At 71.5% G+C, this 14,503-nt stretch carries 11 protein-coding genes and 3 pseudogenes; 8 read left to right on the top strand and 6 right to left on the bottom strand.

All coding sequences use genetic code 11. The features are described 5' to 3' along the window. Positions 1-195, bottom strand: a pseudogene (locus ABT085_RS33015) (hypothetical protein); the annotation flags it as partial. Between the two features lie 86 nt (positions 196-281). Here ABT085_RS33015 and ABT085_RS33020 point away from each other — a divergent pair. The 4 genes and pseudogenes from ABT085_RS33020 to ABT085_RS33035 all read left to right on the top strand — a co-directional run bounded on the left by ABT085_RS33020 (position 282) and on the right by ABT085_RS33035 (position 5,335). Beyond that, a pseudogene (locus ABT085_RS33020) lies at positions 282-1,423 on the top strand (adenosine deaminase). Positions 1,424-1,442: 19 nt separating this feature from the next. After that, entirely contained in the window at positions 1,443-2,180 is a 738-nt protein-coding gene (locus ABT085_RS33025; RefSeq protein ID WP_351616316.1) for a glycerophosphodiester phosphodiesterase, read from the top strand. A gap of 159 nt (positions 2,181-2,339) precedes the next feature. Beyond that, positions 2,340-3,502: pseudogene (locus ABT085_RS33030) on the top strand (serine hydrolase domain-containing protein). A 273-nt stretch (positions 3,503-3,775) separates the two neighbouring features. Continuing rightward, a complete protein-coding gene (locus tag ABT085_RS33035) occupies positions 3,776-5,335 on the top strand; it encodes an IS200/IS605 family accessory protein TnpB-related protein (RefSeq protein ID WP_351616319.1) in 1,560 nt (519 codons plus the stop codon). Here the strand turns inward: ABT085_RS33035 and ABT085_RS33040 are convergent. Continuing rightward, a complete protein-coding gene (locus tag ABT085_RS33040; RefSeq protein ID WP_351616321.1) occupies positions 5,325-5,831 on the bottom strand; it encodes a hypothetical protein in 507 nt (168 codons plus the stop codon). The two genes, ABT085_RS33035 and ABT085_RS33040, sit on opposite strands and share 11 nt — an antisense overlap. 102 nt (positions 5,832-5,933) lie before the next feature. Here ABT085_RS33040 and ABT085_RS33045 point away from each other — a divergent pair, with 102 nt between their 5' ends. After that, a complete protein-coding gene (locus ABT085_RS33045) occupies positions 5,934-6,413 on the top strand; it encodes a winged helix-turn-helix transcriptional regulator (protein WP_351616324.1) in 480 nt (159 codons plus the stop codon). Positions 6,414-6,492: 79 nt separating this feature from the next. On the opposite strand, the gene ABT085_RS33050 is transcribed toward ABT085_RS33045, so the two are convergent. The 3 genes from ABT085_RS33050 to ABT085_RS33060 all read right to left on the bottom strand — a co-directional run bounded on the left by ABT085_RS33050 (position 6,493) and on the right by ABT085_RS33060 (position 9,685). After that, a complete protein-coding gene (locus ABT085_RS33050) occupies positions 6,493-7,683 on the bottom strand; it encodes a polyamine ABC transporter substrate-binding protein (RefSeq protein ID WP_351616340.1) in 1,191 nt (396 codons plus the stop codon). Between the two features lie 134 nt (positions 7,684-7,817). Next, positions 7,818-9,032: a HAMP domain-containing sensor histidine kinase gene (locus ABT085_RS33055; RefSeq protein WP_351616327.1), complete on the bottom strand. Its 1,215-nt coding sequence runs from the start codon at positions 9,030-9,032 to the stop codon at positions 7,818-7,820. Then, the gene (locus ABT085_RS33060) at positions 9,029-9,685 is read right to left on the bottom strand and encodes a response regulator transcription factor (RefSeq protein ID WP_351616330.1); all 657 of its coding nucleotides are present in this window, start codon (positions 9,683-9,685) and stop codon (positions 9,029-9,031) included. The genes ABT085_RS33055 and ABT085_RS33060 overlap by 4 nt, the downstream gene beginning before the upstream one ends. Before the next feature lie 289 nt (positions 9,686-9,974). Between ABT085_RS33060 and ABT085_RS33065 the strand changes: the two genes are divergently transcribed. Continuing rightward, a complete protein-coding gene (locus tag ABT085_RS33065) occupies positions 9,975-10,682 on the top strand; it encodes a hypothetical protein (RefSeq protein WP_351616333.1) in 708 nt (235 codons plus the stop codon). Positions 10,683-10,804: 122 nt separating this feature from the next. Here the strand turns inward: ABT085_RS33065 and ABT085_RS33070 are convergent, their stop codons facing one another. Continuing rightward, positions 10,805-12,244 carry an aminobutyraldehyde dehydrogenase gene (locus ABT085_RS33070; RefSeq protein ID WP_162469670.1) on the bottom strand — a complete coding sequence of 480 codons (1,440 nt, stop codon included), beginning with the start codon at positions 12,242-12,244 and terminating at the stop codon, positions 10,805-10,807. A 168-nt stretch (positions 12,245-12,412) separates the two neighbouring features. Here ABT085_RS33070 and ABT085_RS33075 point away from each other — a divergent pair, with 168 nt between their 5' ends. Both ABT085_RS33075 and ABT085_RS33080 read left to right on the top strand, forming a co-directional pair. Further along, positions 12,413-12,931, top strand: a complete 519-nt coding sequence (locus ABT085_RS33075; RefSeq protein ID WP_162469671.1) for an Lrp/AsnC ligand binding domain-containing protein — start codon at positions 12,413-12,415, stop codon at positions 12,929-12,931. A 2-nt stretch (positions 12,932-12,933) separates the two neighbouring features. Next, a complete protein-coding gene (locus ABT085_RS33080) occupies positions 12,934-14,298 on the top strand; it encodes an aspartate aminotransferase family protein (RefSeq protein ID WP_351616337.1) in 1,365 nt (454 codons plus the stop codon). Positions 14,299-14,503: the final 205 nt, after the last annotated feature.

Below are 14,503 nucleotides of genomic sequence, written 5' to 3' on the forward strand. Positions count from 1 at the left end.
GGTCCCGGCGGCTTCCGCGGTCCCGGGGGCCGTGGGCGCCCCGTCCGTCGGCGCGGCGTCCGCGGGCACCGCGTCCACCGGCCCGTCCGCCGCCCGTTTGCCGAGGGACACCGGGGGAACCGGGCCACCGGCCGGAACCGGGCCGTGTGCGGCCGCGTTCTCCGCTGTCTCCGGCGTCGACGCGTCGTCGGACATGCGCGGGATCCCCTCTGTTGTACGTGCCGTCATGCTAAGGCCCACGCTCTCGCGGCGGGGGCCCGGCCTACGATGATCCCCGAGTCATCGATCAGCCGATCACCCGCGTCCCGCACGGCGCCACAGCGTCCGGGACGCCCGCCCCGGGGAGGACCCCATGACCATCCGCACCGACGCCGGACGCGACCCGCGTGCCCCGCACGACCTGCACGCCTTCATCGCCGGACTGCCCAAGGCCGAGCTGCACGTGCACCACGTCGGTTCCGCCTCCCCCCGGATCGTCTCCGAACTCGCCGCCCGGCACCCCGACTCCAAGGTCCCCACCGACCCCGAGGCCCTGGCCGACTACTTCACGTTCACGGACTTCGCCCACTTCATCGACGTGTATCTGTCCGTCGTCGACCTGATCCGCACCCCGGAGGACGTCCGGCTGCTGACCTACGAGGTGGCCCGGGACCTGGCCCGGCAGCAGGTGCGCTACGCCGAGCTGACCATCACCCCGTTCTCCTCGACCCGCCGCGGTATCGACGAGACCGCCTTCATGGACGCGATCGAGGACGCCCGCAAGGCGGCCGAGGCCGAGTTCGGGACCGTGCTGCGCTGGTGCTTCGACATCCCCGGCGAGGCGGGGCTGGAGTCGGCCGAGGAGACGGTACGGCTGGCCACCGACGACCGGCTGCGGCCCGAGGGCCTGGTGTCCTTCGGGCTCGGCGGGCCGGAGATCGGTGTGCCGAGGCCGCAGTTCAAGCCCTTCTTCGACCAGGCGATCGCGGCCGGGCTGCACTCCGTACCGCACGCCGGTGAGACCACCGGGCCCGAGACGGTGTGGGACGCCCTGAACCACCTGGGCGCCGAGCGCATCGGCCACGGCACCAGCTCCGCCCAGGACCCCCGCCTGCTGGCCCATCTCGCCGAGCACCGCATCGCGCTGGAGGTGTGCCCGACCTCCAACATCGCCACCCGCGCGGTCCGCACGCTGGACGAGCACCCGATCAAGGAGTTCACCCGGGCCGGGGTCCTGGTCACCATCAACTCCGACGACCCGCCGATGTTCGGCACCGACCTCAACAACGAGTACGCCGTGGCCGCGCGGCTGCTGGACCTCGACGAGCGGGGCGTGGCCGACCTGGCGAAGAACGCTGTCGAGGCGTCCTTCCTGGACGCGGCGGGCAAGGCCCGGATCGCCGCCGAGATCGACGCCCACACCTCGGCGTGGCTCGTGCGCTGACTCGCGCACAATGGGGTCCATGCAGACCCTGACCGCCGTGGCCCACCGCGGCGACCCCTACCGCTTCCGTGAGAACACGGTCGACTCGCTGCGTTCCGCGCTCCAGCAGGGCGCGGACGCGGTGGAGTTCGACGTACGGCTCACCCGCGACGGCGTCCCCGTGCTGCTGCACGACGAGACGCTGAAGCGGCTGTGGGGACACGACCGGCCGCTGCGCTCCCTGACCGCGGACGAGGTGCGGGCACTGACCGCGGGCGGGGTGCCGACGCTCGCGGAGGCGCTGGCCGCGACGGACGGACTGCGGGTGATGATCGACCTGCCCGGCCTGAGCGGCCGCCGCTCGGCCGAGGCGGTCCTGGACGTCGTCCGCGGGTGCGGCGCGCGCGACCGCGCCTACTACTGCGCGGACGCCGAGGCGATGCTCGCCGTCCGGGCCGCCGACCAGGCCGCCGAGATCGCCCTGACCTGGACCTCCCTCGCGCCGCCGCGGCCCGCGCTGCTGGACGTCGTACGCCCGCGGTGGCTCAACTACCGGTTCACGCTGGTGGACCGCGAGCTCGCCGCCCGGGTCCACCACGGCGGCCGGCTGCTCTCCGTCTGGACCCCCGACACCCGCCGCTCGATGCGCCGTCTGATCGACCTGGGCGTCGACTCCATCACCACCAACCGCATCGACGCACTGCGCGTGCTGCGCGACGGCGTGGAACAACGGGACGGCCGGGACCACCTCCGCGCCGCCTCACGGCCCGTCCCCTAGGGGCGCCCACCCCGACAAGTCCCTTACTCGGCAGGCGAATCGACCGGGTCGAACCAGGGGCGGACGCCCTCCCCGCCGACGATCCGGCGGCCCGCGCACGGCACGAGGATGATCGCGAACCGCTCGCAGATCCGGCCTCGACCTCCTCAGGAGCATCCGATGCGCGCTCACCGCCGCACCATCGCCCTCGCCGCCTCCGTCGCCCTCGCGCTGACGGCCGGCCCGCTGGCCGCCCCGGCGTTCGCCGCCCCGGCACCGGCCACCCGGGCGTCCGCCGCCGAGGCCACGCCCGGCCCGGACGCCGAGGCACTGCGCGCCGCGATCGCGGGTCTGCCGGACGCGGACGCCACCGCCGCGCTGGTCCGGATCGGCGGCACCGACGGCGGCTGGCGCGGCAGCGCGGGCGTGCACGACCTGGCGAGCGGCCGGGCTGCGGACCCGGACGCCCGCTTCCGGGCCGGTTCGACGACGAAGGTGGTGACGGCGGCGGTCGTGCTGAAGCTGGCCGCGCAGGGCCGGATCGACCTGGGCGCGCCCGTCCAGCACTATCTGCCCGGCCTGTTCACCTCCGCCTTCGAGCCGATCACCGTAAGGCAGTTGCTGAACCACACCAGTGGCATCCGGGCGGGCGACGGCTGGGGGGACTCCTTCGAGGAGCAGTACGCGCACCGCTTCGACACCCTGACCCCGCGGCAGGTCGTGCGGTCGGCGGTGGCCAAGGGGCCGGAGTTCCGCCCCGGGCACGGACAGGACTACCTCAACATCAACTACACGGTGCTCGGCCTGCTGGTCGAGAAGGTGACGGGACACTCGTACGCCTCGGAGGCCACCCGGCTCGTGCTGCGCCCCGCCGGGATGCGGGACACCTGCTTTCCCGGCGCCGACCCCCGGATCCGCGGCCCGCACAACCACGGCTACCAGGCGGTGCGGCGGGCCGACGGGACGACGGAGTTCGTCGACGTGACGGAGTGGAACCAGGCGGACCGCTGGGCGGCCGGGGACATGATCTCCACCACCGCCGATCTGGAGCGGCTGATCACCTCGCTGTTCCGGGGCCGGATCGTGCCCGGCCCGCAGCTGGCGGAGATGTTCACGGTCCCGTCCGGCGTCCCGGGCGCCTCGCACAGCGCCGGGCTCCAGCGGTTCGAGTACCAGGGGCGGGAGTACTGGCTCAAGTCCGGTGCCCGGTACGGCTACAGCACGGTCGTCGCCGCGACCCGCGACCTGAGCCGGACCGGGTCTACTCGGTCGGCTCGACGGACGCCAAGGGCGAGGACATGAACCCGGTGTCCCTGCGGATCGCCCTGGCCGCGCTCAAGTAACAGGCACCAGGGCGGAGGTGGAGGTTCGGAACTGCTGCTGCTTGACCGTGCACGAGTGCGTTTTCGTGAGCATGGGTGAGCGGTTGGTAGCGGCATGTGGTGGGCGCCAGGGGGCGGGAACGGAAGTTTGTCGGTCGAATGCGTGACCTTTTCGGGTGAGGTTCGTTGGGTGGGGCAGTGCGGTGCTGAGTGGGGGTGGGTGGATTGCGGGAGGTGGCGGCGTCGTTCGTGGTGCCCGGTCCCACGGGGGTTGCGGTCCGGGCCCGGCTTTGGGTGTCGGATGCGGACGTGGCGGTGCTGGCCGAGGTGGGGGTGTTCCTCGGGGCGCTGGCCGCGGGTGATCTCGCGACCCGTGTCCGGCACGGGCCGGAGCATGATGCGGCCGGGTGGGCGGTACGCAAACGGGAGCTGACCGGCGTCTCGTCCGCGCGGTGGGCGGGCAGTATCACCAAGGCCACCCATGACCAGTGGGCGTTGTCCCGGCGGGGGCAGGCGGCCGAACTGGGATGGCTACGTGGGCAGATCGCGTCGATCGAGGCGCGGCTGGCCCGGCCGCTGGGCGCGAAGGCGGACCGGCGGGCGGGGCTGGCCCGCGGCTACGCGACACGCGCGGAGTGGCATGCCAAGTCCCGCCGCCTGCACACCTTGCAGAACCGGCTGACGAAGGCAGAGGCAGATTGGGCGGCCGGCCGGATACACGTGGTCCGCGGCGGCAAACGCCTCGCCCATCTGCGCCACCACCTCGACCAGGCCGGGCTGAGCAAGGAGGTCTGGCGGGAGCGGTGGCGGGCGGCGCGGATGTTCCTGACGGCCGACGGGGAGTCCGGCAAACGCTTCGGCAACGAGACGATCCGTGTCACCGACACCGGACGGCTCTCCCTCAGGCTCCCGGCCGCGCTGGCCCGTCTGGCCAACGCCCCGCACGGCCGCTACCTCCTCGATGCGACCGTCGCCTTCACCCACCGCAGCCGGGAGTGGCTGGAGAGGATCACCGACAACCGGGCGGTCGCCTACCGGATCCACCATGATGTGGTGCGGGGCCGCTGGTATGTGACCGCCTCCTGGCAGCGCACCCCCACCCCCGTCCTGCCGCTCGAGGCGGCGCTGGCGCGGGGCGTGGTCGGCGTCGACATGAACAACGACCACCTCGCCGCCTGGCGCCTCGACAGCCACGGCAACCCGGTCGGCGAACCCCGCCGCTTCTTCTACGACCTCACCGGCACGGCCGCGCACCGCGACGCGCAGATCCGGCACGCACTGACCCGCCTGCTGCACCACACCCGCGCAACCGGCGCGGCAGCCATCGCCATCGAAAACCTGGACTTCACCGACGGACGCTGCCGGGAGAAGCACGGCCGCAACAAGCGCTTCCGCCGCCTCATCGCCCGCTTCCCCACCGCGAAACTCAGGGCCCGGCTGGTTGCGATGGCCGCCGAACAGAATATTGCGGTGGTCGCAGTCGATCCGGCCTACACCTCCCGATGGGGCGCCCAGCACTGGCAAAAGCCCCTCACCAGCAGCACACGTAAGGTTTCCCGGCACGATGCCGCAAGCATCGCGATCGGGCGACGCGCCCTCGGACACTCGATCAGGCGTCGGACGGCACCGCCCCCTGCTCACCGGAGCGATGAGCAGGGGCATCGGACCGCCCAGGCCGAACCGACCACCCAAGAGCGTGAGGGATCCCGCCCCCGCATTCCCGGACCACGCACCGGATGCGTGCCACCCGGACGCGGAGCGAAAGCGGGCGACCAGAACACCCAACACCGTTCGGGGCGTTCGGCTGAGCAACCACAGTCCTGGAGACAGGACTCACTCCCGCTCAGCCTTTAGGAACGGTCAGCGCCTCCAGGAGCTTGATCCGCCTGCGCACGACGTACAGCGGGATCACGCCGAACACCCCGAAGGACATGTCGACGACCGTCCACCAGAAGGGGATCCCCCGCACCGGGCCGCAGATCAGCGCGAGCGGGACGATCCCGGCACAGGCGATCATCCCGAACTCCACGACCCAGATGTTGCGTACGGGATCGCGGTACGGGCCGTAGAAGGCGACCGCGATGACGAGGTGCGCGAACGCCAGCCAGTCCGTGCCGTACAGCAGGAAGGGGTACTCGGCGTCGGCGGTGTCCAGCCCGGTGCGCACCCGCTCGATCCAGCCCATCAGGGCGGGCAGGTGCTCCGGCACGGACAGGACCCGCAACAGGTCCTCGGTCCAGCGCAGTTCGTGCACCAGAGGGAAGGCCGTGGCGCCGCTGAGCACCAGACAGACGACGAAGATGACCAGCCACACGCGAATGCCCTTCACCAGGGCGGCTCTGTCGCTCATGGCCAGAGCGTACGCCGTTATTGAACATGTTCAAAAGCATTGTGCGAGAATCGGGAATCCTCTCTCTGGATGTCAATCTCGAAGTCTGCCTACGATGGCCGTATGACGTGGCTTGAGACGAGCACCGACAACTGCACGCTCCAGCGGACCCTCGACCTGGTCGGCGAGAAGTGGTCGCTGCTGGTCGTCAGGGACGCCATGAACGGCGTGCGGCGCTTCGACGACTTCCGCCGGCACGTCGGCCTGTCCGAGAGCGTGCTGGCCGACCGGCTGCGGAAGCTGGTCACCGCGGGGATCATGCACACCGTCCCCTACATCGAGCCCGGCAGCCGCACCCGCCACGAGTACCGGCTCACCCGCAAGGGCTGGGAGCTGTGGCCCGCGATGATCGCCCTGAAGCAGTGGGGCGACCGCCATGCGGCGGACCCGGAGGGCAGCCCGCTGGAGGTCGTGCACCGCGAGTGCGGCGAGCCGGTGGAGGCCGTGGTCGTCTGCACGGCCGGACACGGCACGCTCGACCCGCCCCAGGCGCGCACCCGCCCGGGCCCGGCCGCCCACCCGCTGGACCTGGCGGGCCGCTAGGACTCCGCGGCCGGGGACTTCGCGTTCGAGGACTCGACGGCCGAGCACTCCACGGCCGAGGGCCCCGCGGCCGGCGCCGTCACAGGCCGACGATCGTGTTCCACCGCTTGGCGAACTCCACGCGCTCCGCGGAGGTGATGTCCCGGGCGATCGCGAGCCGTTCGCGCATGGTCGCGTCGGGGAAGATCAGCGGGTTCTCCGCGAGGGCGGCGGTGTCCTCGTCGTCGGAGGCGGCCAGGACGGCCTGGGCCGCCGGGACCGGGCAGACGTAGTTCACCCAGGCCGCGAGCTCCGCGGCGACCTCGGGGTCGTAGTAGAAGTCGATCAGCCGCTCGGCGTTCGCCTTGTGCCGGGCCAGGTCGGGGATCATCAGGGAGTCCGACCACAGCTCGGCGCCCGACTCGGGGACGACGAACCGGATGTCGGGGTTGTCGGCCTGGAGCTGGATGACGTCGCCCGAGTACGCCTGGCAGGCCAGCACGTCCCCGCTGACCAGGTCCTTGGTGTAGTCGTTGCCGGTGAAGCGGCGTATCCGGCCCTGGTGGACGTACTTCTCGACCTGGTCGCAGACGGTGTGGAAGTCGTCGGCCGTCCAGCGGGTGACGTCGACCCCGTTGCCCTGCATCAGCAGCGCGAACGACTCGTCGAGTCCGGACAGCAGGGTGACCCGGCCCTTCAGGTCGTCCGCCCACAGGTCGGAGACCTGGCGTATCTCCCGGCCCAGCCTGCGGCGGTCGTACGCGATACCGGTGATGCCGGACTGCCACGGCACCGTGAACCTGCGGCCGGGATCGAAGGCGGGTGAGCGCAGCAGCGGGTCGAGGTGCTCCGCCACCCGGGGCTGGCGGGCCCGGTCCATCTTCTGCACCCAGCCCAGCCGGACGAACCGCGCGCACATCCAGTCGCTGACGACGATCAGATCGCGGCCGGTCGACTGGTGGTTCATCAGCGCGGGGCTGATCTTCCCGAAGAACTCGTCGTTGTCGTTGATCTCCTCGACGTAGCCGACGGAGATCCCCGTGCGCTTCTCGAAGGCGTCCAGGGTGGGCCGCTTCGTCGTGTTGTCGTCGTCCGTGTCGATGTACAGCGGCCAGTTCGCCCACTTCAGCCTCTTGTCGGAGGCGGAGCGGTCGGCGGCCGCCCGTTCGCCGGGTGCCACGTACGCGGCAGGCACACCGCAGCCGGCGAGTCCGCCCAGCAGCGCACCGCCGCCCAGCGCGCGCAGGAGGGTCCGACGGGCGACGGGCGAGGTGCTGCGGGAGAGCGACATGGGGGACATGCGGGACAGCATGCCGGTCCCGCGCGCGGCCGGACAATCGACGCTGCGTCGAGCTCGGCGGCCCGGCCCCGACATCTTGTCGACCAGGGACGCCGCAGGTCGTCCCGCACGTGCGGGCCGGGCGGTCAGTGGACCCGGCGGGCCGCCGCCACCCCGGGTCCGATCGCGGCGACGGGCGGGGCGCCGGGAAAGCGGGGCAGGCCGACCTCGACCACCAGGCCTCCCGGGGGCCGGGTCCTGGCCAGCACCCGGCCGCCGTGCGCGCCGACCACGGCGGCCACGATGGACAGGCCGAGGCCCAGCCCGTCCCGGCTGTGGACGCGCTCCGGACCCAGTCGGCGGAAGGGCTGGAACAGCCCCTCGGCCCGGTCGGCCGGGATCACCGGACCGCTGTTCTCGATCCGCAGCCCGGCCCGGCCGGCCGCGTCCACCCCCGTCCACACGCTGACCCAACCCTCCTTGCCCGCCGGGAGGTTGTGGCGTACGGCGTTCTCGGTGAGGTTGACCACGAGCCGCTCGACGAGTTGCGGGTCGCCGAGCACGGGGGCGGCCTCGATGCGGGCCTCGACGCGCGGGCCCGAGCGCGGCAGATGCTCCCGCACGATCGCCGCCAGGTCGACGAACTCCCGTCTTTCCAGGCCACGCTGACTGCGGGCCAGCGTCAACAGCGCCTCGATCAGCCGTTCCTGCTCCTGTCCGGCCGCCCGCACCCGCAACAGCGCCGCCCGCAGCTCCGGGGCGCGGGCGTCGGGGTCGGCGAGGGTCACGTCGACGATGGTCTGCTGGAGGGTGAGCGGGGTGCGCAGTTCGTGCGAGGCGTTGGCGACGAACTGCCGCTGCGCCTCGAACGCGCCCTCCAGCCGGGCGAGTACGTCGTCGAAGGTGTCCGCCACGGCCTTCAGCTCGTCGTCGGGCCCGGGTACGGCGAGCCGCTCGTGCAGGTTGTCGGCGGAGATCCGGCGGGCGGCGGCCGTCATGGTCCGCAGCGGCGCCAGCACCCGGCCGGCCATCAGCCAGCCGAGCGCGAGCGAGGCCAGCGCCATCACGGCGAGCGCGACAGCGCCCTCGACGAGGAGGTCGTGCAGCTGGCCCTCGTGCAGGATCTCGGCGACGGCGCTGATGGTCGCCGCCGGAGTCCCCGGGGCCGCCGGGCCGAGGGCGCTGCCCGAGATGCCGGGGCCCTGCACGGAGGTGACCGTCCTGGCGCCGGACCCGGAGTGGGCGGCGAGGAAGTAGACGAAGGCCAGCAGCAGCGCGCCGGCCACCACGAACAGCGCACTGTAGAGGAGCGTCAGACGCCACCGGATACTGCGCGCGAACCACTGGGCGGAGCCGGTCATCGGATGCGGTACCCGGCCCGGTCCACCGTCTCGATCAGCGGTGGCTCCCCCAGCTTGCGGCGCAGTCTGCTGACGGTCACCTTGACGGTCTGGCTGAAGGGGTCGGCGGCCTCGTCCCAGGCCCGCTCCAGGAGTTCCTCGGTGGACACGGCCGCGCCCTGCGCGCAGAGCAGCAGTTCGAGCACGGCGAACTCCTTGGGGCTGAGCGGCAGCCGGAATCCGGCCCGGCTCGCCTCGCGCCGGGCCGGGTCGACCCGCAGTTCGCCGCGGACCAGCACGGGCGGCAGGGCGGGCTGCGCACGGCGGGCCAACGCCCGGATCCGGGCGACCAGTTCGGCGAAGGCGAACGGCTTGGGCAGATAGTCGTCGGCGCCGAGTCCGAGGCCTGCGACCCGGTCGGCCACGGTGCCGGACGCGGTGAGCATCAGGACCCGGGCCCGTCCGCCGCCGGCCGCCAGCGTCCGGCACACCTGGTCGCCGTGGACCACGGGCAGGTCCCGGTCGAGCACGACGACGTCGTAGCCGTTGACCGCGGCACGCTCCAGGGCGGTCGAACCGTCGAGCGCGAGGTCGACGGCCATGCCCTCCCGGCGCAGCCCGGCGGCCACGGTCTCGGCCAGTTCCCGGTGGTCCTCGGCCAGCAGCACACGCATGGCGCCCAGTGTGCTGGGTCGCCGGTTACACGCGCATAAGCGCTCTCGGCCCCCGGTACGGACGGCAGGGGCGGCCGGTCCCGGTACGGACGTCAGAACCGGCCGGTCCCCGGCGCGGACAGCAGGGTACGGCCGACCCCGGTACGGACGGCGCCGGCGGCCGTGGGCGTGGTTACACCCGGGTAAGAACGGCCGTTCCCGTGCCGTAACCGCCGACGGGGTTCCGTAGGCCGTGGCCGTACCGGCAGCACCGCGGCCACATCCATCGGTCCCACCTCAGGAGGAATCCATGCGTGCTCCGGCACCCCGGGCGCAGTTGCTCACTCTGGGCGTCGCCGTCCTTTCGGCCGCCGCCCTCTGCACGGCCACCGCGTCGGCCGCGTCGGCGGTCGCCCCCACGTCGAGCGGGAAGCTCCGTACGACCATCACGTCCGCCACGACCGCCACAACCGCCACGTCCGTCGCCCCCGAGCAGGGCGTGCGGGCGAAGGGCGAGGCGGGCCACGGCGGCGGGACGACGGGCGGCACGACGGGCGGCGCGGGCCACGCCGGGGCGGGCCAGGCCGGACCGGCCACCGTCTTCGGCGTCGCCTACCACCCCACCGCCGACGCCCCCGGCGACGTCAACGCGGCGAACAAGAAGTTCGCCGTGTGCATGCACCGGGCTGGCCAGAAGACCGTCCCGGACATCCACGCCTCCAAGGACGCCGAGGGTCGCGTCCTGTTGCAGGTGCGGATCACCGACAAGGGCGGCACGTTCGACCCGGCGTCCAAGCGCTTCCGGAAGGCGCTCAAGGCGTGCGGTCCGATCATGGCGAAGGCGGGCGTCACCTTCCCGGCCGGCGCCGAACTGCCGCCGCTGCCCGGCCTGCCGGGCACGCCGGGGAAGCCCGGAAAGCCGGGGAAGCCCGGGAAGTCCACCAAGGTCACGAGCACTGTGGTCGAGGAGGCCGGCCGGCCCTCTCTGGTCACCGGCGGTGTCGACGAGCGCGTCTGACCCGCGGGGGAACAGCGCGGCCCCGGACGGGAGTTCCCGTCCGGGGCCGCGCGTGTTCGGCATCGGGGCCTGTCCGGCGGATCATGCCGCAGATGCTCGGCGGGCCGCCGGCCCGCCGTGCGTCACGCGTCCAGCGACGTCATCACGTGCTTGATGCGGGTGTAGTCGTCGAAGCCGTACCCCGACAGGTCCTTGCCGTAGCCGGACTTCTTGAAGCCGCCGTGCGGCATCTCGGCGACCAGCGGGATGTGGGTGTTGATCCACACGCAGCCGAAGTCGAGCTTCTTGGACATCCGCATGGCGCGGGAGTGGTCCTTGGTCCACACCGAGGAGGCGAGGGCGTACTCGACGCCGTTGGCCCACTCCACCGCCTGGTCCTCGTCCGTGAAGGACTGGACGGTGATGACCGGTCCGAAGACCTCGTTCTGGATGATCTCGTCGTCCTGCTTCAGGCCGGAGACGACGGTCGGGGCGTAGAAGTAGCCCTTGTCGCCGACCTGGTGGCCGCCCGCCTCGACCTTGGCGTGGGCGGGCAGCCGCTCGACGAAGCCGGAGACCTGCTTGAGCTGGTTGGGGTTGTTGAGCGGGCCGTACAGCACGTCCTCGTCGTCCGGCTGACCGGTCTTGGTCTCGGCGGCGGCCTTCGCCAGCGCGGCCACGAACTCGTCGTGGATGCCCGCCTGGACGAGGACGCGGGTGGCGGCCGTACAGTCCTGGCCGGCGTTGAAGAAGCCCGCGACGGAGATGTCCTCGACGGCCTTGGCGATGTCGGTGTCCTCGAAGACCACGACCGGCGCCTTGCCGCCCAGCTCCAGGTGGACGCGCTTGACGTCCTTGGCGGCGGACTCGGCGACGGACATGCCGGCGCGTACCGAGCCGGTGATGGAGGCCATCGCCGGGGTCGGGTGCTCGACCATCGCGCGGCCGGTCTCGCGGTCGCCGCAGACGACGTTGAAGACGCCCTTGGGCAGGATCGAGCCGAGGATGTCGGCGATCAGGACGGTGGAGGCGGGGGTGGTGTCCGAGGGCTTCAGGACGACCGTGTTGCCCGCCGCGATCGCCGGGGCGAACTTCCACACGGCCATCATCATCGGGTAGTTCCAGGGCGCGACCTGGGCGCAGACGCCGACCGGCTCGCGCCGGATGATCGAGGTCATGCCGTCCATGTACTCGCCGGCCGAGCGGCCTTCGAGCATCCGCGCGGCACCCGCGAAGAAGCGGATCTGGTCGACCATCGGCGGGATCTCCTCGGACCGGGTGAGTCCGACGGGCTTGCCCGTGTTCTCCACCTCGGCGGCGATGAGTTCCTCGGCGCGCTCCTCGAACGCGTCCGCGATCTTCAGGAGGGCCTTCTGGCGCTCGGCGGGGGTCGTGTCGCGCCAGGCGGGGAACGCCGCCGCGGCGGCCGCCATCGCGGCGTCCACGTCCGCCGTTCCGGACAGCGGCGCGGTCGCGTACGCCTCGCCCGTCGCGGGGTTGACCACCTCGGTGGTCCGTCCGTCGGCGGCGTCCCGGAACTCACCATCGATGTAGTTGCGCAGACGACGCAGCTCGGTGCTCACTGCCGGCCTCCTGTCAGGTCGAACTGTCCAATCGCTGAGACACCCACCCTAATCCGCAGGCCCACGTTTTCAACACCCCCGAGCGGGCTACTGCTGCGAAATCCGCAGACACGGACCTCGTAAACAACGAATTTCATCGGTAAAGCCTTGCGGAACGGTCGAGACGTCGTGCAGAGTGAAGCCGTGGCCAGTCGAAGCGCAGACCAGAGGGACTCGCCCCGCGAGCCCAGGAACGGCACTCCTCACCTGGATGCCGTCTCCCTCGCGATCATCCAGCAGCTCCAGGAGGACGGCCGCCGGCCGTACGCCGCGATCGGCAAGGCCGTCGGCCTGTCCGAGGCGGCCGTGCGCCAGCGCGTCCAGAAGCTGCTGGACCAGGGCGTGATGCAGATCGTCGCCGTCACGGACCCGCTCACCGTGGGCTTCCGCAGGCAGGCGATGGTGGGCGTCAACGTCGAGGGCGACCTCGACCCCGTGGCCGAAGCGCTGACCGGCATGTCGGAAGTCGAGTACGTGGTGATGACCGCGGGCTCGTTCGACATCCTCGCGGAGATCGTCTGCGAGGACGACGACCACCTGCTGGACGTCATCAACAAACGCATCCGGGCCCTGCCCGGCGTGCGCTCCACCGAGAGTTTCGTCTACCTGAAGCTCAAGAAGCAGACCTACATGTGGGGAACCCGATAACCGTGAGCACCAAGGACCTCAGCCGATCCGCGTACGACCACCTGTGGATGCACTTCACCCGCATGTCCTCGTACGAGAACTCGCCCGTCCCCACGATCGTCCGTGGTGAGGGCACCTACATCTACGACGACAAGGGCAAGCGCTACCTCGACGGTCTCGCGGGTCTGTTCGTGGTCCAGGCCGGCCACGGCCGCACGGAGCTGGCCGAGGTCGCCGCCAAGCAGGCCGCCGAGCTGGCCTTCTTCCCCGTGTGGTCCTACGCCCACCCCAAGGCCGTCGAGCTGGCGGAGCGTCTCGCCCACCACGCGCCGGGCGACCTGAACAAGGTCTTCTTCACCACCGGCGGCGGTGAGGCGGTCGAGACCGCCTGGAAGCTCGCCAAGCAGTACTTCAAGCTCAAGGGCAAGCACACCAAGTACAAGGTGATCTCCCGCGCGGTGGCCTACCACGGCACCCCGCAGGGCGCGCTGTCCATCACCGGCCTGCCGGCCCTGAAGGCCCCCTTCGAGCCGCTGGTGCCGGGCGCGCACAAGGTCCCGAACACCAACATCTACCGCGCCCCGATCCACGGCGACGACCCCGAGGCCTTCGGCCGCTGGGCCGCCGACCAGATCGAGCAGCAGATCCTCTTCGAGGGCCCGGAGACCGTCGCCGCGGTCTTCCTGGAGCCCGTGCAGAACGCCGGCGGCTGCTTCCCGCCCCCGCCCGGCTACTTCCAGCGCGTCCGCGAGATCTGCGACGAGTACGACGTGCTGCTCGTCTCGGACGAGGTCATCTGCGCCTTCGGCCGGCTCGGCACGACGTTCGCCTGTGACAAGTTCGGCTACGTCCCGGACATGATCACCTGCGCCAAGGGCATGACCTCGGGCTACTCCCCGATCGGCGCCTGCATCGTCTCCGACCGGATCGCCGAGCCGTTCTACAAGGGCGACAACACCTTCCTGCACGGCTACACCTTCGGCGGCCACCCGGTCTCCGCGGCCGTCGGTATCGCCAACCTCGACCTGTTCGAGCGCGAGGGCCTCAACCAGCACGTGCTGGACAACGAGGGCAACTTCCTCAAGACCCTCCAGAAGCTGCACGACCTGCCGATCGTCGGCGACGTCCGCGGCAACGGCTTCTTCTACGGCATCGAGCTGGTCAAGGACAAGGCGACCAAGGAGTCCTTCAACGCCGAGGAGACCGAGCGCGTCCTGTACGGCTTCCTGTCGAAGGCGCTGTTCGAGAACGGCCTGTACTGCCGTGCCGACGACCGCGGCGACCCGGTCATCCAGCTCGCCCCGCCGCTGATCTCCAACCAGGAGACCTTCGACGAGATCGAGCAGATCCTGCGCGCGACGCTGACGGAGGCGTGGACCAAGCTCTGATCCCTCGCGTCGATCCTCCCTCGGGACGATCTGCCTTCCCTCGGGCCGATCTTCCTTCCCCGGGATGATCCGCACCGGCCCCGGTATCGACCGTTCGAGTGAGAAACGGCGACCCGGGGCCGCGTGCTGTCCGGCCTCCCGCCGTCGCCTGCCTAGCGTGCCAGTGACCGATCGGCCCTGCCTTCGTTCCCCCGGACGGGGGAAC

Origin of the sequence: Streptomyces sp. NPDC002265 (assembly GCF_040296125.1) — a bacterium.
GTDB lineage: Bacteria > Actinomycetota > Actinomycetes > Streptomycetales > Streptomycetaceae > Streptomyces.

What these genes read in the sequence shown, in the direction of transcription:
- ABT085_RS33060 (WP_351616330.1), bottom strand. Translation starts at nt 9,685, where the DNA reads ATGCGTGTGCTGCTGGCCGAGGACCACCGGGAACTGGCCGAGACCGTG.
- ABT085_RS33040 (WP_351616321.1), bottom strand. Translation starts at nt 5,831, where the DNA reads ATGAGCGACAGAGCCGCCCTGGTGAAGGGCATTCGCGTGTGGCTGGTC.
- ABT085_RS33065 (WP_351616333.1), top strand. Translation starts at nt 9,975, where the DNA reads ATGCGTGCTCCGGCACCCCGGGCGCAGTTGCTCACTCTGGGCGTCGCC.
- ABT085_RS33055 (WP_351616327.1), bottom strand. Translation starts at nt 9,032, where the DNA reads ATGACCGGCTCCGCCCAGTGGTTCGCGCGCAGTATCCGGTGGCGTCTG.
- ABT085_RS33050 (WP_351616340.1), bottom strand. Translation starts at nt 7,683, where the DNA reads ATGTCGCTCTCCCGCAGCACCTCGCCCGTCGCCCGTCGGACCCTCCTG.
- ABT085_RS33025 (WP_351616316.1), top strand. Translation starts at nt 1,443, where the DNA reads ATGCAGACCCTGACCGCCGTGGCCCACCGCGGCGACCCCTACCGCTTC.
- ABT085_RS33045 (WP_351616324.1), top strand. Translation starts at nt 5,934, where the DNA reads ATGACGTGGCTTGAGACGAGCACCGACAACTGCACGCTCCAGCGGACC.